Source organism: Thalassospira sp. MCCC 1A01148, assembly GCF_001613795.1.
Classification (GTDB): Bacteria; Pseudomonadota; Alphaproteobacteria; order Rhodospirillales; family Thalassospiraceae; genus Thalassospira.
Map to the genome: position 1 here is coordinate 306,335 of NZ_LPVZ01000019.1, position 23,073 is coordinate 329,407.

Here is a 23,073-nt window from a genome sequence, read left to right on the forward strand (position 1 = left end):
TTGTGCGGGTTGACACTCTGATGGTGAGGCCGGAAGCTGATTTGGTAATATAAACCAAACAAGGTGCGCAAAAGTGCCATTAAGCAGGGTCACATGAGCAAAAACAAAATCATTCTGGGAAGTATCGGGGTTATCACCGCCTTGGCCGTCGGCGCGCATTTTGCAGCGCCATCCTTTTTCGAAGGCCGCTTTCGCACACATTTGACCAGTCCGAACTCAGGTCTGGGTGGCACATTCGATAATTTCGAGCTGTCTTTGTTTAACCGCACGATGTCCGCCACGGACATCACCCTGCGCAACAGTGAAGGCGTCAAGTTTACCGCCGATATGCTTGCGCTCGGAAAAGTCAACTGGCTCACCCTGATCAACGCCAATCCATTCGGCGACGTCCTTGCCAATCAGGTAACCGCTGAAAATGGGACGGTCGAGTTTGGTTCTCAGTCAATTTCCGCCCATGCGGTGTCACTAGACACGCTGCATATGACACCTGGCGCGAACGGGCCGCAATATGCAGCTGAGTCCGGGGAAGTGATTGATCTGATCATTGATGCAGGCGCCGAACATGCCGTCACTGCGGATCTCGTTGCCTTTGAAATCATTAACCCGGTGGAGCTCGGCAAAGTCACAATCCAGAATATTCACTATACCAATCCGATGGGCAGCGATGCCGTTTCACTGGAAACAATGACTGCAGATAACTGTACCCTGCACCTGACGGAGCCGGTAAACATTGCCCTCCCCCAAACGCCGCTGGATGACTGCATCGCCCTTTCAGGAACTGGCGTTTCCATCTCGTTTGATGACAACAAGCAAATCAACACTGCCGCATTTGCTTCCAATCAGCTCAACCGTGAAGGCGTTGAAAGCGCGACCCTGACAGACATCCAAATCGTCAGTGATGACATGGTCAAGGCAACGGTTGCTGAAATTAACATCAAGGACATTGTGCAATCACTGCGCACAGACGCCTTCGATGATAACCGCCAACTTGACAGCCGCGAGTGGCAACACATCGTCGATAATCTGTCGATCGGGCATTTTTCCATCAATGATTTGCTTGTGGAGGACGTTACCGGTACGGGGAAACTGGGTATCCTTGCCATTGATGGCTTCAAGAATGGTGCCCTTGAAAAGTTCCAGCTTGCTGGCATCGACGTCAATGTAAGCAACCACGAAGCCAAGCCAAACATGCAGCTGGGTAACTTCGAAATCTCGAAGCTTTCCCTGAATCGTGTTCACCGCATGTTTGATGCTATGGGTGTTTCGACATCGACCGACCCCGAGGCACCACTCGAAAACCTTATGACCCAAACACTTGGCGATATCGGCGTTTTGATATCGCCATTGATCTATGAAAGCCTGGTTGTCTCTGATCTGTCGATTGCTGGCAATATGGCCCCGGACAGCAGGATTGAGTTTGGACTGGAGCGCGGAAATGCCAGCCTTGGCGACCCCGTTCAGCTGGAAGGCAGCAACATGACGTTCGCCAAAAAAGCGCGAACAGCTTACGAAGGCCTATATCTGAAAGTTTCGGACAACTCACCAATCAAACCCGCCATCGCAGGTGTTCTTGGTGTTGATGATTTCGAACGCGTCAGCATCAATGGCAAGGCTTCAGTCACCTGGGATGAAGAAGCAGGGCTTTTCACCCATAACATCGAAGATACCTCGATCGATGATATTGGCAGCATCAGCTTGTCAGTCAGTATCGGGAACATACCCCGCGATGTCATGAGCCGACTTCTGGCAACCCGCCTGAGCGAGACAGAAAAACTGCAACAGATTGGTTTGACCCAAACCGGTTTTGGCGGTGCACGCCTTGAAATCGAGGGGGAGAAACTGGTCAAAATGTTCCTGCGCCTGATCGCACAAAGCCAACGCCAGTCGCCAGAAGACTTGCAGATGATCGGAACAATGACCCTGATGCAAACCCAGCAGAACTTTGCACCGTTTCCAAAGCTGGCAGAAAACATTGGTGAACTTGTCACCTGGCTGAATGACCCGCAACATCTGGTGATTTCGCTGGCACCTGATGAACCGGTTCCGTTTGGCGTCATCGCCGCAGGTGGTATTCAACCAAACACAGCAGTTGAATTGATGGGGCTAGCCATTCAGGCAAATGACAGCATCAAGTAAGCTTCAATGACAAAAGGCCGGGAAATCACCCGGCCTTTTTATTTGAAAGTTCGATCGGTTTGGCACCGGCAAGAACGGGCGAAAACAATGCCAGCTTGTCCGGGTTTCGGTGCACGAACAGATCAATGATTCGCCCATCACGTTCAGAAGCGCATATACCCGTCGTCACCACGCCGTTCTCCACCATCAGAAGCCAGCATTCATCGTCCAGCGTGATATGAAACACACGCTCGTCAGCACTACGCTTGCCCCAAACCCCGATAAAGAAGCGTGACACATGATCTGCGCCATATAGCGGGTTGGCGGTTGCCAGTGCCTTACCCCCACCATCTGAATGCAAGATCACATCAGGGGCTAGCAGATCAAGCAATCCGCTCACATCGCTGCAACCAATTGCCGTTACAAAAGCGTCCAGTTTGGCACGGTCGCAGGTCGTTGAATCCGGTTCTGGTGTCGCGTCACGGTCACTTTCGCGTTGCATCTTGCGTCGTGCCCGAAACAATATCTGACGGGTATTGTTTGGCGTACGTTCGATCAGCGGGGCAATGTCATCATGCACCCAATCGAACACTTCATGCAGCACAAGGGCCACGCGTTCCACAGGTGCCAAACGTTCAAGCATCAGCATATAAGCCTGACCAAGGCCATCCTGCTCGATCAGCTGCTGTTCGGCTTTGGGCTGCTCGGGGGGAAGCCAGGGTTCGGGCAACCAATTGCCGACATAATTTTCACGTTGCCGCCGAGCCGATTTCAAGACATCAAGGCATATGTTGCTACAGACCCGCACAAGCCAGCCAGTAGCATCCTTGATCATATCCTGATCCTGTTGGCGCCAACGCAACCATACATCCTGAACCGCGTCTTCGGCATCGGCATGACTGCCGAGCATGCGATAAGCCAGCGCTGTTAGCCGGGCGCGATGTGTTTCGAAAATCCGGTCTACCAAGGACGTACCACCAAGCAAATGAAGCGATACGGGCAAATCCCGTACCGCTGTTTCCGTCCTAGTGTAAGTCCTTTTTGTGGCCCCGTCAGGAACCTTGCGCAGATTATGCGTATTCATGCTGTGCGATACCCAACCGGTTCCAGGCATTCATGGTAGAGATAATGCAGGTCAGCTCCGAGATTTCGGCAGCCTCGAAATGATCAAGCAGCGCACGATGGCATTTCGATATCTCCACCTGACTTTCCGTTCGGGTCAGGCATTCGGCCCATGCCAGTGCCGCACGTTCGGCCTCATCAAACCCCTGTGCCCCTTCCCAGACTGCGAGCATGGTCAGCTTGGTCGGGTCACCGCCATTTTTGGCAAAGCTTTCTGAATGCATCCGAACGCAATAGGCACAACCATTGATCTGAGACACCCGGCATTCGATCAAATCGCGAAGGACCGGTGCGATCCGCGGGTTTTCGCCAAGCTGTGCGGCAAGGGCAAACTGAGCCTGAAACAGGGCAGGCGTATCTTCGTGGAAGGCAAAGCGAGTCATGACAATTCTCCTTGGTGACACGAGGAACTTAAGGGAAAAATTTCCCCCTCTGCCAACAAGGACGAACCACATGCGGGTGGTGTTACATGCCCGTCTGCAAAAACCAAAATTACTGGCCTGATGATACCTTTGCGTCAGACCATGCCGGAACTTTCAAGCGCTTTGACGACATTGTCATGCATCTCCCATGTCCAATCCTCACCCTCGCCTTGCGTTCCTTCGGCAACGGTAAAGATCGCTGCAAGATAGTCACTGACATCAGTCTTGCACATCGGCAGACCTGCTGCGGTTGCGATCTTGGCAGCAAGGCGGCCGTATTTCTTGTTCCCGATCCGACAGCCGAAATGCCCGACCGTCTCGGCAAGTTTCGTGCCGGTAATCTTGCGCCCCGGTGCTTTGGCATGTGCACGCAGCATATCGCGCTCGCAGCTCGACATTTCAATTTCAGCCAAGGCACGGACATAATCCTCTGGCCGTCCGATATGGGGCGCTGTCGCGGTATCTGATTGAGTATGGTGGTTGGCGTCATCCCGGCCGACTAGTTCAAACATGTCGTTTCCTCCCGACAAAATGACCGGAACATCGTTTTTCATATTCGCTTTTCACATCTGTCGTGCCGGTCCATCACGCGATGTGGTCTGGTTTGAGGGCACATTCTGATTCCGCTTTGGTTTGATTTTGATTTGCAGTCCTGCTGCGTATTCAGCTTCGGAAACAGTGCGCGCCCACTTATTCGATATGGGAATTGGCACGCATAAAACAAACAGGGCGGGAAACCATCGTTCCCCGCCCTTTAGCTTTAGGCATATTCGAAGCCCGGCTTGGTAAAGACGAACTGGCCGACCCGCATGCCGCCGCCGCCCTCGCCCGCGTCAAAGGCATTGATGCAACCCGCCAGATAGAATTCCCACATGCGTTTGAATTCTTCGTCGTATTTTTCCGGATCAAGATCATCAGCCACATCCCGGAACCGATCGCGCCACGCCATCAGCGTCTTGGCATAATTGCGCCCGGGATGGAAATGCGATGCCTCCACCGTCAGGTTGGCATGCTCGGCGGCCTCAACCACCTCATGGACGGCCGGAATGTAACCACCCGGGAAAATGTACTTGTCGATCCAGGGCGAGGTGAATTCCGCCCGCGGCTTGATGATCGTGTGGATCACGGCACGACCGCCCGCCTTCAGAAGTTCACCAACCTTTTCGAAATAGGTTCTGAACTGATGGCGACCCACATGTTCAAACATACCAACCGATACCACCCGGTCATATTTCCCGGCATTGGCATCGGCAAACAGGCGATAGTCCAGCAGATGATAATCAAGGCCCGCCTTCATGTTATCGCCCATCTCAGCACGTTTTTCCTGTGCCCAATTATATTGTTCGGTCGAAAGCGTGATGCCGTGCACCTCTGCCCCGGTTTCACGATGGATAAAGCGGCTGAGCCCGCCCCAGCCACAACCGATATCGACCACCCGCAACCCCGGTTCATTGATCTTGAGGCGCTGGGTGGTCAGGCTCATTTTCCGATGCTGGGCTTCTTCAAGGGTTTGCGCCCCATCATCCCAGAAGGCACATGAATATTGCATCTCCGGATCAAGGAACCGGGTGTAAAGATCATTGCCAATATCATAATGATGGCGCACACGGTGCGACGCCGCCCTGACCGAGGTAAATTGTCCGATCTGGAATTTCAGCGCCTGAAGTTTTTCAATAAAGCTGCCAAATCCGCTGGTCGAATGTCCGCCCTCAAAATTAAGACGCAGCACCTTTATCAGGTCCTCCATCTCGCAATTGACAAGGTCAAACCCGCCACGCATAAAGGCTTCGCCAAAGCCCGGATCCGGGCTCAGTGCCATTTTAAGTGTATTGGTCCAGTCCGGAACGGTCATGCCCGCCCGTGGTTCTGTCCCATCCCCCAGCACAACTTCGTGCTTGTCATCCACGCGAAATACCAAAGTCCCGCGCGTGACATGTTCCCGAAAGAAATCGAGAACCTTTTTCTGTGTCCAATCCAAAGTCATCGGGTACGTCATTGGCCGTCCTTTTTTCAAAAGTCGGGATAGGGTCCGAACCCATTAATTTGATTTGAATGGCAGACGTTATATTTGCGAAATCCACGGAAAATGCCGCAGAGCCGGTTGGCATCCCGCACAAGGGATTTGACGCCGGGGTTTGCAAATATAACGTCTGTCCTTCGGATTAACCGGATTTGCACGGGATACTTGGTCGCAAGGCCTTGAAAGATATTCATCTTTCTGCGGTTTTTCTCCGCGCATCCGCGCAAACTCGGTCAACCATTCAAACCAAATTAATGGGTCCAGCCCCTGGTGATCGCCCCATATGCAGCAATGCCGCATATCTGCGTTGAACCCATCTTCACGATCGTTTTGACTGGTCGTCCGGAAAAGTCGTCAAGTAGTGGCACTGGCGGCATCAATGCCCGCCAAGCCGAAAGTCAGAAATCAACCCGGCAATATGCAAAACGATTCTGATTTCAGGTTCGCTACATAAACCCCTGTAATAATTCTGCCAGATTTTTCTGCGATCTCAAGTAGTAATCGTTAGGCTCAGGACCTATCCCCCTACCAACGACATGCTTGCACAATCACCCCGAAACCCTTACATGTCGCCGCAGATTATCAGACATTATCCACAGGTACGGGCTTTGATCCCCGCTGCCTGCCAGACTGAAAAGAGGCACCCTGATGGGCTATAAAATCGCCGTTGTCGGCGCGACCGGAAATGTTGGGCGCGAAATGCTCAACACTCTTGCCGAACGCAAATTCCCGGCAGACGAAATCTTTGCACTGGCCTCTTCGAAATCCATCGGTCGCACGGTTTCCTATGGCGAAGATGACGAACTGACCGTTTCGGACGCCGCGACCTTTGATTTTTCCAAGGCCGATATCGCGTTGTTTTCCGCCGGCGGCGAAACCGCCAAAAAGCTGGCGCCGAAGGCAGCTGAGGCCGGCTGCGTTGTCATCGACAATTCAAGCTACTGGCGGATGGAGCCGGGTGTTCCGCTTGTCGTACCGGAAGTCAATGCGGATGCGCTGTCGGGGTATGCCAAGAAAAACATCATCGCCAACCCGAACTGCTCGACCATTCAGATGGTGCTTGCCCTTAAGCCGCTGCATGACATGGCAGCGATCAAGCGCATTGTCGTCTCGACCTATCAGTCGGTGTCCGGTGCCGGTCGGGCCGCCATGGACGAGCTGTTTAACCAGACGCGCGGCATCTATGTGAACGACCCGCCGCAGAAAGAAGAATTCACCAAGCAGATCGCTTTCAACGTCATCCCGCATATCGACAGTTTCATGGATGATGGTGCGACCCGCGAAGAATGGAAAATGACGGTTGAAACCCGCAAGATCCTTGCGCCGGAAATCGCCGTACATGCCACCTGTGTCCGTGTGCCGGTCTTTGTCGGTCATGGCGAAGCCGTCAATATCGAGTTCGAAAAACCGATCACCGTCGAAGATGCCCGCAAGGCCATGAAAGACTTCCCGGGTGTCTCGGTCGTCGATTACCGCCAGGACGAAGGCTATGTCACCCCGCAAGAAGTACAGGGCGAAGACAATGTCTTTGTCTCGCGCGTGCGCAAGGACCCGACGGTTGAAAACGGCCTGTCGCTTTGGTGTGTTGGCGATAACCTGCGCAAGGGTGCCGCACTGAACGCCGTGCAAATAGCCGAAAAACTGATCGCCGATTTCCTGCCGAAAAAGTAAAGGCAGCCTCCGGCCATATACCGAATTGAAACCAAAACCCGCCCATCCTGGGGCGGGTTTTGTCGTTCCGGACCCGGCAAGATACTGGTCAGAAGCACCAAAAGGCGCTAGGGAAAAAGAACACAAATTTCAAAGCCAAAAAACACCCGACGTCCTGATGACGACGGATCAAAAAAAATCTGGGGAATCGGATGGTCAAACGCACACGCAAAGAAGCATCCCGCCTTGATGAAGCTGCCCGTGCGGGATGGCTTTATTATTGTGCGGGCAATACGCAAGATGAAATCGCCCACAAGCTTGGCGTGTCGCGCCCGACGGCTCAACGCCTGGTATCTGCCGCCGTCAGCGAAGGACTGGTAAAGGTCCGCCTTGATCACCCGATTACCCATTGCATGGAACTGGGCAAGGCCATCTGCGAAACATACGGAATTGCCAATTGCGATGTGGTGCCAACCGATCCGGCCGCCCCGGACGCAATGTTTGGCATGGCACAGGCGGCCGCCAACTATCTGGAACGCACGCTGCATACCACAGAGCCACAGATTATTGCCCTTGGCACCGGGCGTGCCATGCGCGCCATGGTGGACGAAATCGGGCGTATTGACGCCCAGCACCACAAGATCGTCTCGCTGGTTGGCACAATCGCTCATGACGGGGCTGCCAGTTTCTATGATGCCGTCACGGACCTTGCTGATCGCACGCGCGCCCCGCACTATCCCTTGCCGATCCCGGTGATCATCGCTGATCCGGAAATGCGTCAGCGCATGCAGCAACAGCCACCGATGGACAACATCCTCAAACTCGCGCGCGAGGCCGATATCCGTTTTATCGGTGTCGGCCATTTGGGTGATGACGCGCCGCTTCACATTGATGGCTTTATTTCCAAGGAAGAGCTGGTCTCGCTGCGCGACAGCGGCGGAATTGGTGAAGTCATCAGCTGGTCCTTCGATCAGGACGGAAATATCCTTGATCATCCGGTTAATCACTGTGTGACAAGCGCCCCGGCAGTGCAGCCTGCAACCAACACCATTGCGGTTGCCAAAGGGGCTAAAAAGGTCGCAGCGATTCGCGGCGCAATGCGCGGCAGGCTCATTTCGACTCTCATTACTGACGAAGCCACAGCGGAAAGTTTGCTGCGCTAGCGACTGCAATTTTTGACCATTCTTGAAATGCTTTTGCGCCCCGCCAATCTCTTGGACGGGGCGCTTTTTTGTGCGACGCAAAAACGATTTTGTTTGACAAGCGCAGCTGAAATTGAGTGAATGCTCACTACCTGAACAAATGATCAATATGAGCAGCCGAAGCTGCTCAGCGGGTAAATAGTCCTTTGGGAGGAAATATGAAACGCGTAATGGGAGCAGCGCTGTGTGCGTTGCTGGCGGGCGGTATCGCACACGCCAATGCCGAAACGAAACTGACCATCGCAACCGTCAACAACGGTGACATGATCCGCATGCAGAAGCTGACGGATGATTTCACCTCCAAGAACCCTGACATTTCCCTGGAATGGGTCACGCTTGAGGAAAACACCCTGCGTCAGCGCGTCACCACCGACATCGCCACCAAGGGCGGTCAGTATGACGTCATGACAATCGGCACCTATGAAGTTCCGATCTGGGCTGAAAAAGGCTGGCTTGCACCGCTTGATAACCTCGGCTCCGACTATGACGTCGATGATCTGATGCCTGCCATCCGCTCTGCTGTGTCAAATGACGGCCAGCTGTATGCTGCACCGTTCTACGGCGAAAGCTCGATGATGATGTACCGCACCGACCTGTTCGAAGCTGCCGGTATTGAAATCAACGGCCGCCTGACCTGGGACCAGACCCTTGAAATCGCCAAGAAACTCCACAAGCCTGACGAAGGCGTTTACGGCATCTGCCTGCGCGGCAAGGCCGGCTGGGGTGAGAACATGGCGCTGATTTCGACCATGGGTAACGCCTATGGCGCGCGCTGGTTCGACGAAGAATGGAAACCGACCTTTGATGGCGAGGCATGGAAAAACGCCCTCGATATGTACACCAACATTCTTGGGAACTATGGTCCTCCGGGCGCGACGTCGAACGGCTTTAACGAAAACCTGTCGCTGTTTAACTCCGGCAAATGCGGCATGTGGATCGACGCCACTGTTGCCGCATCCTTCGTCACCAACCCGAAAGAATCCAAAGTTGCAGACAAGGTCGGCTTCACCGAAGCACCGTGCGCTGTAACTTGCACCGGCGCCAACTGGCTCTGGGCCTGGAACCTTGGCATTCCGATGGGCTCCCAGAAAGTAGAAGCTGCTCAGAAGTTCATCTCCTGGGCGACCTCGAAAGACTATCTGGAACTGGTTGCCTCCAAGGAAGGCTGGGCAAACGTACCCCCGGGCACCCGTATGTCGCTTTATGAAAACCCGAAATATCTTGAAGCGGCACCGTTCGCAGACGAGACCCTTCTGGCAATCGACAGCGCCGACCCGATCAACTCGACCCTCGAACCGAAGCCGTATGTTGGTGTTCAGTTCGCTGCGATCCCTGAATTCCAGGGTATCGGAACCACGGTTGGTCAGCAGTTCTCAGCAGCCCTTGCCGGTCAGATGAGCGTTGAGCAGGCCCTCTCTGCTGCACAATCCTCTACCGACCGCACCATGCGTAAAGCTGGTTACTACTGATACACTTCCCGGACCGGAATTCTTTACCTGATTGGAATTCCGGTCTGCACCTCCTTAACCTGAGAGAAACTTGGGTGGTGGTTGCAAAACGCACCACCCTTTTTTTCCCTTAAGGACTAGGCTCAGGGCCTAATAAGGACAAAACGTCAATTTCGGGGAGCACATCATGTCGACACGGGCCTCGACCCTTACCGGGCGCATTATGTCCGCACCGTCGATCATCGTCCTGTTCTTGTGGATGGCCGTCCCGCTGGGCATGACGATTTACTTCTCCTTCCTGCGCTACAACCTGTTGTCGCCGGGCATGGAAGAGTGGATCGGGACACTTAACTACGAATTCTTTCTGACAGATCCGGCATTTTTCGCATCCCTTGCAAATACTCTTTTGCTGGTTGGATCGGTGCTGGCCATCACGGTGGTGGGTGGCATTCTGTTGGGCCTGATGCTTGATCAGCCGATCTTTGGCCGCGGTGTTCTGCGCCTGCTGGTGATTGCACCGTTCTTTATCATGCCGACTGTGAATGCGCTGGTCTGGAAAAACCTACTGATGGATCCGGTGTCTGGCATGTTTGCCTGGATCGCCAGCCTGTTTGGCCTGCCCGCGATCGACTGGTTTACCAATGCGCCGCTGACCTCGATCATCATCATGGTGTCCTGGCAATGGCTTCCTTTTGCTGTGCTTATCCTTTTGACCGCGCTGCAATCGCTTGATCGCGACCAGAAAGAAGCCGCCCAGATGGATGGCGCCGGGCCGATATCGATCTTTTTCTATATCACCCTGCCGCATCTCAGCCGTGCGATCACGGTGGTTGTTCTGATTGAAACCATCTTCCTGCTCACCGTCTTTGCCGAAATCTTTGTCACCACGGGTGGTGGCCCGGGTCTGGCAACGACCAACATCGCCTTCCTCGTCTATACGCAGGCGCTGTTGCAGTTCGACGTCGGTGGCGCATCTGCAGGCGGCATTGTCGCGGTCATTCTGGCCAATATCGTGGCGATCTTCCTGATCCGCCTTATCGGCAAGAATCTGGACAAATAGGGGCCCGAAATGGAAAACAAACAGACACCCCTTGGCTATGTCAGCTTCTCGGTCTTTGCGTGGATCGTGGGTCTTCTGATCTTCTTCCCGATCTTCTGGATGGTGCTGACCAGCTTCAAGACCGAACTCGAAGCCGTTTCCATCCCGCCCAGCTTCATTTCCTTTGACTGGACGCTGGAAAACTATGTCGAGGTTCAGGAACGCTCGAACTATTTCAAGTTCGCCATGAACTCGGTCATCCTGGCTGTGGGCTCCACCTTGGTTGGTCTGGTCTTTGCCGTCACCTGTGCATGGGCGATGGCATTCAACCCGACCAAACGGACCAAGGATGCCCTTCTGTGGATGCTTTCGACCAAGATGATGCCGCCGGTCGGCGTTCTGGTCCCGATTTATCTTCTGTTCCGCGATTGGGGACTGCTTGATACGCGCTTTGGTCTGATCATGGTTCTGTTCCTGATGAACCTGCCGATCATGGTCTGGATGCTCTACACCTACTTCAAGGAAATCCCGACCGACATCCTCGAAGCGGCCCGCATGGATGGCGCGACCCTGCCCAAGGAAATCATCTTTGTGCTGTTGCCCATGGCGGTTCCGGGCATTGCATCGACCATGCTGCTCAACATCATTCTGGCATGGAACGAAGCCTTCTGGACGCTCAACCTGACAACGTCCGATGCAGCCCCGCTGACTGCTTTCATCGCCTCCTATTCAAGCCCCGAGGGCCTGTTCTGGGCGAAGCTTTCAGCCGCATCGACGCTCGCGGTTGCCCCAATTCTCGTGATTGGCTGGTTCTCTCAGAAACAGCTGGTTCGTGGTCTGACATTCGGCGCGGTCAAGTAACCGCAGCCTGATAGAAATCTGGAAAGAAGGAACACCAAAATGGGTGCTATCCGACTGGAGAAAGTCAAGAAAACCTTCGGCACACTCGATGTTATTCCCGGTGTCGACCTTGATATCAATGACGGCGAATTCGTTGTCTTCGTCGGTCCGTCTGGCTGTGGCAAATCAACGCTTCTGCGGCTGATTGCAGGCCTTGAAGACGTCACTGACGGCAAAATCCTGATCAATGGTACGGACGTCGCGAACGAGGCCCCGGCCAAACGCGGCCTGTCCATGGTCTTTCAGTCCTATGCGCTTTACCCGCATATGACGGTCTATAACAACATTGCCTTTGGCCTGAAAATGGCGGGCGAAAGCAAGGAAGTTATCGAAGAGAAAGTCCAGTCTGCTGCCAAGATCCTGAACCTGACCGACTATCTTGAACGCCGCCCAAGTGCGCTTTCTGGTGGTCAGCGCCAGCGTGTTGCGATTGGCCGCGCGATTGTCCGCAACCCGGCTGCCTTCCTGTTTGACGAACCGCTTTCCAACCTTGATGCCGCACTTCGTGTGAACATGCGGCTCGAAATCACCGGTCTGCATCAGGAACTTAAAACCACCATGATCTATGTCACCCACGATCAGGTCGAAGCCATGACCATGGCGGACAAGATTGTGGTTCTGCAGGCCGGACGCGTCGAGCAGGTCGGCAAACCGATGGAACTATACAACAACCCGGCAAACAAGTTTGTCGCGGGCTTCATCGGGTCACCGAAAATGAACTTTCTGGGCGGGGAGCTTGCCCAAAAACGCGACTGCCACGAAATCGGCATTCGTCCGGAACATATCGCGGTCAGCACCGAAAGCGGCGAAATCCCCGCAACGGTCAAGATCGCCGAACACCTTGGGGCCGAAACCTATCTTCATGTCGAAGCAGATGGCCTCGGCCCGATGACAGTTCGCGCGACCGGCGAAATCCCGTTGGGCGAACATGACAAGATTTTCCTGACACCCGAACAGGATCGCATCCATCGCTTTGATGCCCACGGGCTGGCGTTGGGCAATTCCTGATACGTGCATAAACCGGCCCCCAATGTCCCACACGCATTGGGGCCCGTCTTACCAAACAAGCTAATTGTGAGTCCAAAATGTACCTGAAAAAGTTCGATCTTACCGGCCGTCGGGCCTATGTCACCGGCGGCGGTCGCGCCATCGGCCTGTCCTGCTGCGAAGCCCTTGCCGAGGCAGGCGCACATGTCATCATCGGCGATATCAGCGAAGGCGTTGCCGAAGAAGGTCGCGATTACCTGAAATCCAAGGGTTACTCGGCTGACATCGACATCATGGATGTCACCAACACCGATCAGGTCCGCGACAGTGCCGAAAAAATGGCTAAACAGGGTGGTGTTGATATCCTTGTGAACAATGCCGGGATCGCGCGTTCTGAAACCCCGGCCGAAACCGTAACTGACGAACATTGGCTCAATGTCATTGATGTCAACCTGAACGGTACCTTCTGGTGCTGCCGTGAATTCGGCAAGCAAATGCTCGCAAAGAAAAACGGCGTCATCGTCAATGTCGGTTCCATGTCGGGCTTCATCGTGAACAAGCCGCAGGAACAGGCCTATTACAACGCATCCAAGGCTGCGGTCCATCACTTGACCAAGTCGCTTGCGGCCGAGTGGGGCAATCGTGGTGTGCGCGTTAATGCCGTCGCACCGACCTATATCGCGACCCCGCTCAATGAGTTCGTGAAATCCAAACCGGAAATGTATGACGCCTGGATCAATGGCACTCCGATGGCCCGTCTTGGCCTGACCGAAGAAATCGGGTCGGTTGTGCTGTTCCTTGCATCCGATGCGTCAAGCCTGATGACCGGGTCCATCGTTCTGGCTGATGGGGGTTACACCTGCTGGTAAGGCCAGGTGCAACGATATGACCACAATGTCCTGAAGCTTTTGTGGTCGGCCAGTACGACGGATAGACGGGGCGCGGATGTGGGACCTGCGCCCCGTTTACCTTTGGCGGTCTATTAGGCGATCTAGGGGCATGACCCCAGATATATCGAAAAGTCATTGGCGGGCATGACCTCAACCCCTTCCAGTCCCAGAAAGACCGAAAGACGCCGCAAATTTTCCATCAGCGGCCCGGCGACATCGCCAGCCTTGGCATGATGTTCCAGATGCGCACTTTGCACCCGAAGCATCCCCGCCTTGCGGTCTGATTTCAAATCCACTCGCGCTGCAAATTCGCCGTTTAACATGAATGGCAAAACGTAATAGCCGTACTCGCGTTTTTCGGAGGGCACATAGATCTCGATGCGGTAGGTAAAGCCAAATATCCGCTCTACCCGGTCGCGCTCCCACATCACCGGATCAAACGGCACCATCAGGCAAGTCGGTTTGGCACGGGATCGTGGATTGACCGTCGGGCACAGATAGCCCGGCTGTTTCCAACCTTCAACATCGGCGCGCAGCAACCGGCCCTCTTCAACAAGGCGGGCCAGACACGTCTTGGTCTCATCAGTTGGCAGGCGGAAATATTTGCGCACATCGATCTCTGCAGCCACCCCCATCGCGGCCATCCCCTTGCAGATCAAATCGCACATTGCATCCTGTCGATCGGGGGCCGGTTCGTGTGCCATGTCACCGATAATACGGTGGGGCAAATCATATTCGCGTTCAAAACTGCTGCGTCGTTTGCGCGCCATGACCTGTCCACTCCAGAACAGGTATTCCATCGCGGTTTTGGTATCTGACCAACCCCACCATTTGGCACTGCTGCGTCCCTCGGTCTCAAGGGAACTGGCGGCAACTGCACCTTCCTGATCAATATGGCGCAGGATATTATCAATCAGATCGGGTTGTTCGCGTTGAACCCGCGCGATCCGTCCCCACGTTCCCATACCTCTTTGCGCATCATGCATGCGCCACCGATAAAGGGGATAATCCTCAACCGGGATCATCGATGCTTCATGTCCCCAATACTCAAACAGCTTGCGCTGACGGGCCGTTCCCCAGACCAGTTCATCAAGCAAATCCGGGTCATAGACCCCCAACCGGGAAAAGACCGGCATGTAATGCGCGCGCGTGAGAACATTGACACTATCGACCTGCAACATGTTGGTCGCCCGGATGGTTTTCAGAATCCGGCGCTTGGTCACATCCCGGTCAGGATTGGCTGCAAACCCCTGCCCGACAAGTGCAAGGTTGCGTGCCTGTTTGGCGGAAATCGAAACGGCAGGCGTTTGCCTGTCGGCACTGTCAATTGGCATCAGAACACATATAATTTCTTAAACGGAAACAGGGTGATACTAACACAGGCTCCTGACAATTCTGGCAGGATGATTTCAGCATCTTCACTGCTGGCGAACTTGACCGCACATCACGACGCTCATAGGATTCAGGTAACATCGCAGCAATGACGACCCAACAAACAGGACAGCCCGAATGACCACCCCGCAGATCATGATTCTGGCCGTGCTGCTTGGCACGGTTGTGCTGTTCTTATGGGCCCGCTGGCGCCATGACATGGTTGCAATGGCGTCACTTCTGGTTTGTGTGATGCTGGGACTGGTGCCAACCGACGATGCCTTTGTCGGCTTTGGCCACCCGGCCGTAATCACAGTGGCCTGTATTCTGATTCTGTCCTCGGCCCTGCAAAAATCTGGCGCTGTCGATACCCTGTCGCGCACGGTATTGCCGCAATCGGCGGGGCCATTTGTCACCATGGCAGCCCTTAGTCTTCTGGCCGCCATCCTTTCGGCCTTTATGAACAATGTCGGCGCACTGGCTCTTTTGATGCCGATTGGCATTCAGATCGCCAACAAACAGGACTTGCCGCCGGGCAAAATCCTGATGCCGCTGGCCTTTGGCTCGATCCTCGGTGGCATGACAACCCTGATCGGCACACCCCCCAATCTGATCGTTTCGGGCTTCCGGGCCGAGGCCACCGGAACGGGCTTTTCGATGTTTGATTACAGCCCGGTCGGCGTCGCCATCGCGCTTGCCGGTCTGTTATTTGTCATACTGCTGGGCCGCTTTCTGGTCCCCACCCGTGAACGTGCCGGGGCCGAAGGGTTCGAGACCGGATCCTATTTGACCGAAGCGCGCATTACCGAAAACAGCAAATCTGCTGGTATGTTGCTGCGCGACATCAACCTTGAACTCGAAAAGTCTGATGCACAGATCATCGGCCTGATCCGCAACGAACGTCGCATTCCCGCACCAAGTCCCTATCGCGAATTGCACAAGGACGACATTCTTCTGATTGAAGCAGAACCCGAAGGATTGGCCAGCGTGCTGAACAACCTCGAACTGACGCTTGAGGCTGAATTCCGCAGCGAAGAAGCAAACGCCGAACAAAAAGAAGAAGCCCGCGAGCAGGTCAAAGCGCAGAAAGCCCAACGCGCGGCCGAGAAGAAGGGTGACGCCCCAGCCGAGAACGCCGAACCTGAAAAAGACCCGATTCACGCCAAGGCCGAAGCCCGCAAAAAAGCCCTGCAATCAGAAGACATCTCGCTGATTGAAGTCGCGGTCCTGCCAAATGCGACATTTATTGGCCGCTCGGCGGCTGACATTCGCATTCGCAGCCGCTATGGCATCAACCTACTGGCCATCTCGCGTCAGGGCAATCGCTCCATGAGCCGATTACGAACGATGAAAATGCAGGCCGGTGATGTGCTGTTGATGCAAGGATCGCCAAACGCGGTCAATGAATTTGGCAACCGCATGGGCTGTGTGCCGCTTGCCGAACGCTCGCTCCATCTGGGCGATAAATTCGACGCGCTCAAGGCGACGGGCATCATGGCGGTTGCCATCGCTCTGGCCGCCTTTGGAGTCTTACCCGCGGCAGTTTCCTTTGCCCTTGGCGTTCTGGCAGCATTGCTTCTGGGCGTCATCTCGCCGCGTACCCTTTATGATGCAGTCGACTGGCCGGTGGTGGTGTTGCTGGCCGCCCTGATCCCGGTCGCCAACGCCATGGAAAGTACCGGCAGTGCCGATCTGATTGCGCGCTTCCTTCTCGATACCGTCGCACAAGGAAGCCCGCCAGTTGCCCTTGCGCTGATCCTGATTGTCACCATGACGCTCTCGGATTTCATGAACAATGCCGCGACTGCTGCCGTCATGTGCCCGATTGCGATTGGCAGTGCAGCCCAGCTCGGCGCAAGCTCCGACCCGTTCCTGATGGCGGTCGCCATCGGCGCATCCTGCGCGTTCCTGACGCCCATCGGCCATCAGAACAACACGCTTATCCTCGGCCCCGGCGGCTTCCGCTTTAGCGACTACTGGCGCCTCGGCCTGCCGATTGAAATCATCGTTGTCGCGGTTGGTGTACCGATGTTGCTGTGGGTCTGGCCGCTTTAAGTCAAAATAAAAGGGCAGCCAATGGCTGCCCTTTTTCATTTCGATATGATCGATTTTCTTAGTTGTCGAAACCAAGATTCGGCACTTCAAGGCCGTTGGCACGACACGCCGAAATCAGGGTGTTGTTGAGCAGACAAGCGATGGTCATCGGGCCGACACCGCCCGGGACAGGGGTGATAGCACCGGCCACCTTGGAGGCGGTCTCAAACTCGACATCGCCGACCAGCTTCATTTTGCCCTCAGTCCCTTCAACGCGGTTGATGCCGACATCAATCACGGTGGCACCCGGGGCGATCCAGTCGCCCTTGATCATGTTCGGGCGGCCCACGGCGGCAACCACGATATCGGCACGGCGGACTTCCTCAGGCAGGTCGCGGGTGCGCGAATGCGCAATCGTGACCGTGCAGCTTTCCTTCAGCAGCAACTGCGCCATCGGCTTGCCAACGATGTTCGAACGGCCGACCACCACCGCACGTTTGCCCGACAGATCACCCAGCGTGTCTTTGAGCAACATCAGGCAGCCATACGGCGTGCAGGGTGCGAAGCCCTCTCCGCCCGTTGCCAGGGCTCCGGCATTCACAACGTGGAAGCCATCCACATCCTTGGCCGGGTCGATGGCGGCCAGAATGGCCTGTTCGTTGATGTGCTTGGGCACGGGAAGCTGACAGAGGATGCCGTGGACATTTTCATCGGCATTCAGCGTGGCAATCAGCGCCAGCAAATCGGCCTGGCTGGTTTCGGCCGGAAGCTTGTGCTCATAGGAATTCATGCCGCATTCAAGGGTTTGTTTGCCCTTGTTGCGCACATAGACCTGACTGGCCGGGTCTTCGCCGACCAGAATGACGGCCAGACCCGGTGTTACACCATGTTCGGATTTAAGCTTGGATACTTCGGCTGTGATGTCGGTGCGCAGGTTGGCTGCGAATGCCTTGCCGTCGATGATTTTCGCGTCACTCATATGTCTGTCCGCCCCGTGAGTTGGGATATTTTCGCCATCAGCTCTTCGGGATTTCCGTCGATCAGCAGCGTTTTGGTGCGATCAGTTTGCCCGGAAACAATCCTGACCGACGATTTAGGACATTTGGCCGCTTTTGCCAAAAGTTTTATCAGCGCCTGATTGGCCTTGCCGTTTTCGGGCACGGCCGTCACCGACACCATTAGCTGCTCCTGCCCGTTTGCATCGACCATGACATCACCAATCGCGTTACGCGATGCCTTTGGCGTCAACCGAACGAACAGTCGAACCCCTGATGGCTCGGACCGTAACACGGGCGCATGATCAGACATTGTCTAAATGAGACAATTTAATAGGTGAAATGAGACATTAGGGGTCAGGACCTAATACCCGACAAGCGCCATGCGGACATCGGTCTGGATCAGCATGTTGGCAAATTGCAGGATCAGGATCAGGATAATCGGCGAGATATCAATGCCGCCAAGATCGGGCATGATCCGCCGGATCGGACGCAATGCCGGTTCGGTGACACGATAGAGGAAATCACCGACCATATAGACGAACCGGTTGTTGGTGTTGATCACGTTGAACGCCACAAGCCATGACAGGATTGCAGATGCAATCAGCATGAAAATGTAGATCCCCACCACAGTGTCAATCAGCCAGAAAATCGCCAGCATCGCCGCTCCTTACAATCGCCGGGCACATGGATGATTTTGGCCCGGAAAGATGTTTGCACGCAGCAAAACCTAGTCGGCAATTGCCCCCAACGCAAGCACACAGCGTTGATTTTGGTGCAATTCACGCCAAGTTTTCATCGCTTTGTGATCATGCTCACCAACCGGTTGATCAACACGCCCCTTCAACGCCAGCCCAAAGCCCCGCCAAACCCCTGCCAGAAACTGTCAGGAGATGTCAGTCGCGCCCCGATTACGCCTTGTATACAGGCGCGCTTCACCGCCAGAATGCGGGCGTTAAAGGAGGATTTATCATGCAAGATACGGATCACCCGCGCTGCGGCTGGGCACTCGTCCATGCCGACAAGCCGTTTTATGTCGAATACCATGACAAGGAATGGGGGGTTCCAGTACATGATGACCGGCATTTCTTTGAGATGCTGATCCTTGAGGGGGCTCAGGCAGGCTTAAGCTGGCTGACCATTCTGGCACGGCGCGACACCTATCGCGCAGCCTATGACAATTTTGATGTGACCAAGGTCGCAGCTTACGACGCGGCAAAGCAAGAAGCGCTTCTGGCCGATCCGGGGATTATTCGAAATAAATTAAAAGTCGCGGCGTCTATTCAAAATGCGCAAACATTCATCGCGATCCAGAAAGAATTCGGAAGCTTTGATGCCTACATCTGGTCCTTTGTTGGCGGGAAGCCTGTAATCAATCACTGGAAAAGCATGTCAGACGTGCCGGTTTCGACCGACCTTAGCGATCGCATTTCCAAGGATCTGAAAAAACGCGGCATGAAGTTCGTCGGCACCACGATCGTCTATTCCTTCCTGCAGGCCACCGGGATCGTGATGGACCACACGACGGATTGTTACCGCTATGCCGAGCTCTCCTAGTTCGGGGCCTGAGTAGAACCGCGCAGCAACAGGCTGGTTTCAAGCGTGATGGTTTTGCCCGGCGCATCCGACAGGGCCATTTCGGCGGCAAGCCGGCCTTTTTCCACCGAATCCTGATACATGGTCGTGAGTGGCGGGTCGGTGCGTTCGCCAGCAGCAATGCCATCAATGCCGATGACCTTGAGATCGCCCGGCACGCTTCGGCCGATGGCGCGTGCAGCATCAATCGCGCCAATCGCGATCACGTCCGACATGGCGAGAATGCCGTTGATGTCGGAATGATCAGAGAGAAGCTCTGTCGTCATTTTCGCACTGTGAGCGGACTGGTTGTCGCATTCGATATGGACAACATCAGTGGCGGCAATGCCTGCGGCCTCAAGTGCGGCGTGATAGCCCGCCAGACGTTCGCGCACCACCCGGTGACTGGCAGCCCCCAGACGATTTGGGCTCATCGGGCCGAAATGATCATGCTCGGTGGCTTGCAATGACAAAATTGCAAACTTTGACGCCCCGCAATCAAGCAAATGCTGCGCAGCATTTTTCGCCGCGGAAAAGTCATCAAGCACCACGGTGCCCGCCGCCCCGGCAATGTCGGTATCAATGCTGATCAAGGGCTGGTTGCGGCGCTGGATGGCTTTGATGATGTCGTTGTTATCGGAATAGCAATGCACCAGAAAGGCATCGACCGCCGCATTGTTAACCGCCGCAATCGCCTGTTCGGGGTTTTCGGCCGAGATGATCATGACATTCACACCATGACGCGCGCATTCGCGCCCGATCCCGCGCAGCAATTCAATCGCCACCGGATCGCTAAAGGCATATTCCAGATTATCGGGGAAAACGACGCCCAGTGCCCCGGCCTTGCCCGTGCGCAGCATGCGCGCCATGACATGCGGGCCGCGATAACCCAGTTCGCGCGCGGCTTCAAAGATGCGTTCGCGGACTTCCGGGCGGACAAGATCAGGCTTGCCAAACGCATTCGACGCTGTCCCTTGCGAAACCCCGGCCGCCTTGGCGACATCCAGAAGTTTTACGCGTTTTGCCATGCGTGCCTTATCCCCGAAACCGTCGTGTGTAATCGTTAGCCAGTTGAATTGCCGACACTATAGCCAAGTCCTGCACGATACTACCAGAACGCATTGCCACGTCACGACGCGATAATTTATCGGCTTTCCGGGCGGGTATTGCGGAAGGTCAGATTGATCCGCGGGCCAACCTGACGGGCGGTCTTTGGCAATTGATGCAGCCAGCAATGCTGGGTCGCGCCTGACATGATCAGGGCCGAGTTATGCGGCAGATCGACGCTGATACGATCGCCGGTTTTCTTGTGGCGGAAATGAAACCGGCGTTCCTGCCCGAAGGTGAGGCTGGCAATCACCGGGTTTTCGCCCAGAACTTCCTCGTCATCGGCATGCCAGGAAACACTGTCGCGCCCATCACGATACTGGTTCAACAACACTGTGTTGAATGCCGCGCCAGACAGTTCTTCGGCCAGTGTGCGCAACGGCGCAACGATAGAGGGAAACGGACTGGCCGGGTGATAGACACCGCTATAGCGATAGGCCACCTCACCATACCACGCAGTCAGGCGCGGGACCGGGATTTCCTTGCCATGGATTTTGGCGGTTTCCTGTTGCCAGACGATGTTGCTTTGAAGTCGGGCAAAGGTCTTGTCGGCGTCATCGGCGGCCATGATGTCACGCAGCAGCAACACTTCGCCATCAAAGGGCAAAAGGTTGCGTGGTGGTTCATTGGCAAACAGATCGCCTGTCATGATTTTCCCCGGAATGCAGATTGCCAAAGACCTAGGATGAAAGATCAGGAAACTCAAGCCACAGTTCACTGATATATGCGTTTTTGCAGCGCTTTCTAACCATTCGCAAGCGTCACACCGGCCTCTTTGGCATAACGCTCGACGTCTTCGACACTCAGTCCTGCCGCGCTATAGAGATTGATGGTTTCAAGTTCCAGATCGGTCTCGGAATCGGCCAATGATTGCAGCGACGAGGTCAGGCTGCGCTGGGAATCAAGTACATCAAGGAAGTCCGAAAGCCCCTGTACATAACGCACGCGCGATTGTTCAAAGGCCTCGCGGTGGTATTGCACTGATGCAATCAGGGAATCGCGCTGTGCCACCGCCCCGACATAGCCGTAAATCGCGCTTTCAACTTCCTCGATCGCGTTCAGAAGCGTCTGGCGGTAGGTCAGGAAGGCTTGTTCTGCCTCTTCCTCGGCAACAGTAATATTGGCACGGCGTTCCCCGCCATCATAAAGGGTCGCATCAATCAGCGCCCCGATGGCGGCCATGGCGGTGCGGACAATCGGCCCGGTGCCATAGCCGGTGACACCAAGGGCGAGTGACCCATCAAGGGACAATTCCGGATAAAGCGTTGCGGTTTCCACACCGATTTGCGAGGTCGCAGAAATCAGCGCCAGTTCGGCCGCGCGCACATCCGGGCGACGGCGCAGCAGATCGGCCGGAATACCAATTGGTGGGCTGCTTTGAAACTCGGGAAGCGGTGATGCATCAAGCAACAAATCGCGATGCGTTCCCGGCTGTGCACCGACGAGAATAGAAATCGCATTGATCGAGCGATCAATGGTGGTTTGCAGGGTCGGGACCGTTGCTTCGAGATCGGCGACTTCGGCGCGCGCACGTGACAGATCAAGTTCGGAGCCAAGGCCCGTCTGCAAACGCACTTGCACGATGTTGCTGGTCTGACGTTGCAGATCAAGGGAGTCCTGCAAAAGTGCCAAACGCCGCTGTGCCCCGCGCAGTTCGATATAGTTTGTGATGATGTCGGCAATCATCGTGCGATAGACATCTTCACGCAGATAAACCTGCTGAAGGTAATCTGCCTCTGCCACTTCTTCTTCGCGGGTTTGCCCGCCCCAGATATCGGCGGTCCAGGACAAATCAATGCCCGCGCCATAGCCCATATCGGACACCTGATCACCACTGGCACGGCTGGAGGTCGAACGACTTGCCGAACCATCCACCGATGCACCGACCTGCGGCCCATTCGCCCCGGCAACACCGCGTGCGGTTGCGGCAGCGGCACGGATACGGCTGATCGCGATCTGAAGGTCGATATTGTTGTCGAGCCCCTCATTAATCAGACCATTTAAAACCGGGTCTGTAGTGCTTTCCCACCAACGGCCCTGTTCGTTCTGGTTGGCGGCAATCACAGGAATTTCCGGCGTATAGGCGCCAACAAGATCAAAGTTCGGGGCGGTATAATCCGGTCCGACGGACTGGCACCCCGCCAGCGCGAGCAAAAGGGCAATGCCCGAAATCGCAGAAATGTGAGGATTATTCAT

General features: G+C 55.1%; 22 protein-coding genes. 10 read left to right on the forward strand and 12 right to left on the reverse strand.

The window, feature by feature from the left end; translation table 11 throughout:
* Window positions 1–93 precede the first annotated feature (93 nt).
* The gene (locus AUQ43_RS09260; protein ID WP_147250453.1) at window positions 94–2,136 is read left to right on the forward strand and encodes a hypothetical protein; all 2,043 of its coding nucleotides are present in this window, start codon (window positions 94–96) and stop codon (window positions 2,134–2,136) included.
* Window positions 2,137–2,161: 25 nt separating this feature from the next.
* Here AUQ43_RS09260 and sigJ read toward each other — a convergent pair whose 3' ends face one another.
* From sigJ to AUQ43_RS09280, 4 genes are all read right to left on the reverse strand, one after another.
* Window positions 2,162–3,199 (reverse strand): RNA polymerase sigma factor SigJ, encoded by a 1,038-nt coding sequence (gene sigJ / locus AUQ43_RS09265; RefSeq protein WP_084272046.1) that lies wholly within the window; start codon window positions 3,197–3,199, stop codon window positions 2,162–2,164.
* The gene (locus tag AUQ43_RS09270) at window positions 3,186–3,620 is read right to left on the reverse strand and encodes a carboxymuconolactone decarboxylase family protein (RefSeq protein WP_062955959.1); all 435 of its coding nucleotides are present in this window, start codon (window positions 3,618–3,620) and stop codon (window positions 3,186–3,188) included. Before AUQ43_RS09270 ends, sigJ begins: the two co-directional genes overlap by 14 nt.
* Before the next feature lie 134 nt (window positions 3,621–3,754).
* Window positions 3,755–4,171, reverse strand: coding sequence for a hypothetical protein (locus tag AUQ43_RS09275; protein WP_062956056.1), 417 nt, complete (start codon window positions 4,169–4,171; stop codon window positions 3,755–3,757).
* Window positions 4,172–4,419: 248 nt separating this feature from the next.
* Window positions 4,420–5,643, reverse strand: a complete 1,224-nt coding sequence (locus AUQ43_RS09280) for a cyclopropane-fatty-acyl-phospholipid synthase family protein (RefSeq protein WP_062955960.1) — start codon at window positions 5,641–5,643, stop codon at window positions 4,420–4,422.
* 684 nt (window positions 5,644–6,327) lie between these two features.
* Here AUQ43_RS09280 and AUQ43_RS09285 point away from each other — a divergent pair.
* From AUQ43_RS09285 to AUQ43_RS09315, 7 genes are all read left to right on the forward strand, one after another.
* Window positions 6,328–7,350, forward strand: coding sequence for an aspartate-semialdehyde dehydrogenase (locus AUQ43_RS09285; protein WP_062955961.1), 1,023 nt, complete (start codon window positions 6,328–6,330; stop codon window positions 7,348–7,350).
* 191 nt (window positions 7,351–7,541) lie between these two features.
* The gene (locus AUQ43_RS09290) at window positions 7,542–8,492 is read left to right on the forward strand and encodes a sugar-binding transcriptional regulator (RefSeq protein WP_062955962.1); all 951 of its coding nucleotides are present in this window, start codon (window positions 7,542–7,544) and stop codon (window positions 8,490–8,492) included.
* A 197-nt stretch (window positions 8,493–8,689) separates the two neighbouring features.
* On the forward strand, window positions 8,690–10,000 hold the full coding sequence (locus AUQ43_RS09295) for a sugar ABC transporter substrate-binding protein (protein WP_062955963.1): 1,311 nt from the start codon (window positions 8,690–8,692) through the stop codon (window positions 9,998–10,000).
* A gap of 166 nt (window positions 10,001–10,166) precedes the next feature.
* Window positions 10,167–11,039, forward strand: coding sequence for a carbohydrate ABC transporter permease (locus AUQ43_RS09300; RefSeq protein WP_062955964.1), 873 nt, complete (start codon window positions 10,167–10,169; stop codon window positions 11,037–11,039).
* A 9-nt stretch (window positions 11,040–11,048) separates the two neighbouring features.
* Entirely contained in the window at window positions 11,049–11,879 is an 831-nt protein-coding gene (locus tag AUQ43_RS09305; RefSeq protein WP_062955965.1) for a carbohydrate ABC transporter permease, read from the forward strand.
* Between the two features lie 39 nt (window positions 11,880–11,918).
* Window positions 11,919–12,926, forward strand: a complete 1,008-nt coding sequence (locus tag AUQ43_RS09310) for an ABC transporter ATP-binding protein (protein ID WP_062955966.1) — start codon at window positions 11,919–11,921, stop codon at window positions 12,924–12,926.
* Between the two features lie 77 nt (window positions 12,927–13,003).
* On the forward strand, window positions 13,004–13,774 hold the full coding sequence (locus tag AUQ43_RS09315; RefSeq protein ID WP_062955967.1) for an SDR family NAD(P)-dependent oxidoreductase: 771 nt from the start codon (window positions 13,004–13,006) through the stop codon (window positions 13,772–13,774).
* Window positions 13,775–13,896: 122 nt separating this feature from the next.
* On the opposite strand, the gene AUQ43_RS09320 is transcribed toward AUQ43_RS09315, so the two are convergent.
* A complete protein-coding gene (locus tag AUQ43_RS09320; protein WP_062955968.1) occupies window positions 13,897–15,129 on the reverse strand; it encodes a winged helix-turn-helix domain-containing protein in 1,233 nt (410 codons plus the stop codon).
* Window positions 15,130–15,304: 175 nt separating this feature from the next.
* Between AUQ43_RS09320 and AUQ43_RS09325 the strand changes: the two genes are divergently transcribed.
* The gene (locus tag AUQ43_RS09325) at window positions 15,305–17,221 is read left to right on the forward strand and encodes an SLC13 family permease (protein ID WP_062955969.1); all 1,917 of its coding nucleotides are present in this window, start codon (window positions 15,305–15,307) and stop codon (window positions 17,219–17,221) included.
* A gap of 58 nt (window positions 17,222–17,279) precedes the next feature.
* Here AUQ43_RS09325 and folD read toward each other — a convergent pair whose 3' ends face one another.
* The 4 genes from folD to AUQ43_RS20620 form a co-directional block, all read right to left on the reverse strand.
* Window positions 17,280–18,179 (reverse strand): bifunctional methylenetetrahydrofolate dehydrogenase/methenyltetrahydrofolate cyclohydrolase FolD, encoded by a 900-nt coding sequence (gene folD / locus AUQ43_RS09330; protein ID WP_062955970.1) that lies wholly within the window; start codon window positions 18,177–18,179, stop codon window positions 17,280–17,282.
* On the reverse strand, window positions 18,176–18,508 hold the full coding sequence (locus AUQ43_RS09335; protein WP_062955971.1) for a DUF167 family protein: 333 nt from the start codon (window positions 18,506–18,508) through the stop codon (window positions 18,176–18,178). Before AUQ43_RS09335 ends, folD begins: the two co-directional genes overlap by 4 nt.
* Window positions 18,509–18,559: 51 nt before the next feature.
* Complete coding sequence (locus tag AUQ43_RS09340) at window positions 18,560–18,856, reverse strand: YggT family protein (protein ID WP_062955972.1); 297 nt, start codon at window positions 18,854–18,856, stop codon at window positions 18,560–18,562.
* Window positions 18,857–19,038: 182 nt separating this feature from the next.
* Window positions 19,039–19,173, reverse strand: coding sequence for a hypothetical protein (locus AUQ43_RS20620; protein ID WP_255356115.1), 135 nt, complete (start codon window positions 19,171–19,173; stop codon window positions 19,039–19,041).
* Between AUQ43_RS20620 and AUQ43_RS09345 the strand changes: the two genes are divergently transcribed.
* On the forward strand, window positions 19,168–19,752 hold the full coding sequence (locus AUQ43_RS09345; RefSeq protein WP_062955973.1) for a DNA-3-methyladenine glycosylase I: 585 nt from the start codon (window positions 19,168–19,170) through the stop codon (window positions 19,750–19,752). The two genes, AUQ43_RS20620 and AUQ43_RS09345, sit on opposite strands and share 6 nt — an antisense overlap.
* On the opposite strand, the gene AUQ43_RS09350 is transcribed toward AUQ43_RS09345, so the two are convergent.
* The 3 genes from AUQ43_RS09350 to AUQ43_RS09360 all read right to left on the reverse strand — a co-directional run bounded on the left by AUQ43_RS09350 (window position 19,749) and on the right by AUQ43_RS09360 (window position 23,073).
* Window positions 19,749–20,798: a LacI family DNA-binding transcriptional regulator gene (locus tag AUQ43_RS09350; RefSeq protein ID WP_062955974.1), complete on the reverse strand. Its 1,050-nt coding sequence runs from the start codon at window positions 20,796–20,798 to the stop codon at window positions 19,749–19,751. The two genes, AUQ43_RS09345 and AUQ43_RS09350, sit on opposite strands and share 4 nt — an antisense overlap.
* A 116-nt stretch (window positions 20,799–20,914) precedes the next feature.
* Window positions 20,915–21,526, reverse strand: coding sequence for an alpha-ketoglutarate-dependent dioxygenase AlkB (locus AUQ43_RS09355; protein ID WP_062955975.1), 612 nt, complete (start codon window positions 21,524–21,526; stop codon window positions 20,915–20,917).
* Between the two features lie 95 nt (window positions 21,527–21,621).
* Window positions 21,622–23,073: an efflux transporter outer membrane subunit gene (locus AUQ43_RS09360; protein ID WP_062955976.1), complete on the reverse strand. Its 1,452-nt coding sequence runs from the start codon at window positions 23,071–23,073 to the stop codon at window positions 21,622–21,624.

Bases quoted from the DNA above. Each gene is read 5' to 3' on its own strand.
- AUQ43_RS09360 (WP_062955976.1), bottom strand. From the start codon at position 23,073: ATGAATAATCCTCACATTTCTGCGATTTCGGGCATTGCCCTTTTGCTC.
- folD (WP_062955970.1), bottom strand. From the start codon at position 18,179: ATGAGTGACGCGAAAATCATCGACGGCAAGGCATTCGCAGCCAACCTG.
- AUQ43_RS09295 (WP_062955963.1), top strand. From the start codon at position 8,690: ATGAAACGCGTAATGGGAGCAGCGCTGTGTGCGTTGCTGGCGGGCGGT.
- AUQ43_RS09320 (WP_062955968.1), bottom strand. From the start codon at position 15,129: ATGCCAATTGACAGTGCCGACAGGCAAACGCCTGCCGTTTCGATTTCC.
- sigJ (WP_084272046.1), bottom strand. From the start codon at position 3,199: ATGAATACGCATAATCTGCGCAAGGTTCCTGACGGGGCCACAAAAAGG.
- AUQ43_RS09345 (WP_062955973.1), top strand. From the start codon at position 19,168: ATGCAAGATACGGATCACCCGCGCTGCGGCTGGGCACTCGTCCATGCC.
- AUQ43_RS09275 (WP_062956056.1), bottom strand. From the start codon at position 4,171: ATGTTTGAACTAGTCGGCCGGGATGACGCCAACCACCATACTCAATCA.
- AUQ43_RS09270 (WP_062955959.1), bottom strand. From the start codon at position 3,620: ATGACTCGCTTTGCCTTCCACGAAGATACGCCTGCCCTGTTTCAGGCT.
- AUQ43_RS09285 (WP_062955961.1), top strand. From the start codon at position 6,328: ATGGGCTATAAAATCGCCGTTGTCGGCGCGACCGGAAATGTTGGGCGC.
- AUQ43_RS09335 (WP_062955971.1), bottom strand. From the start codon at position 18,508: ATGTCTGATCATGCGCCCGTGTTACGGTCCGAGCCATCAGGGGTTCGA.
- AUQ43_RS09305 (WP_062955965.1), top strand. From the start codon at position 11,049: ATGGAAAACAAACAGACACCCCTTGGCTATGTCAGCTTCTCGGTCTTT.
- AUQ43_RS09340 (WP_062955972.1), bottom strand. From the start codon at position 18,856: ATGCTGGCGATTTTCTGGCTGATTGACACTGTGGTGGGGATCTACATT.
- AUQ43_RS09315 (WP_062955967.1), top strand. From the start codon at position 13,004: ATGTACCTGAAAAAGTTCGATCTTACCGGCCGTCGGGCCTATGTCACC.
- AUQ43_RS09280 (WP_062955960.1), bottom strand. From the start codon at position 5,643: ATGACTTTGGATTGGACACAGAAAAAGGTTCTCGATTTCTTTCGGGAA.
- AUQ43_RS09350 (WP_062955974.1), bottom strand. From the start codon at position 20,798: ATGGCAAAACGCGTAAAACTTCTGGATGTCGCCAAGGCGGCCGGGGTT.
- AUQ43_RS09260 (WP_147250453.1), top strand. From the start codon at position 94: ATGAGCAAAAACAAAATCATTCTGGGAAGTATCGGGGTTATCACCGCC.
- AUQ43_RS09300 (WP_062955964.1), top strand. From the start codon at position 10,167: ATGTCGACACGGGCCTCGACCCTTACCGGGCGCATTATGTCCGCACCG.
- AUQ43_RS09290 (WP_062955962.1), top strand. From the start codon at position 7,542: ATGGTCAAACGCACACGCAAAGAAGCATCCCGCCTTGATGAAGCTGCC.
- AUQ43_RS09310 (WP_062955966.1), top strand. From the start codon at position 11,919: ATGGGTGCTATCCGACTGGAGAAAGTCAAGAAAACCTTCGGCACACTC.
- AUQ43_RS09355 (WP_062955975.1), bottom strand. From the start codon at position 21,526: ATGACAGGCGATCTGTTTGCCAATGAACCACCACGCAACCTTTTGCCC.
- AUQ43_RS09325 (WP_062955969.1), top strand. From the start codon at position 15,305: ATGACCACCCCGCAGATCATGATTCTGGCCGTGCTGCTTGGCACGGTT.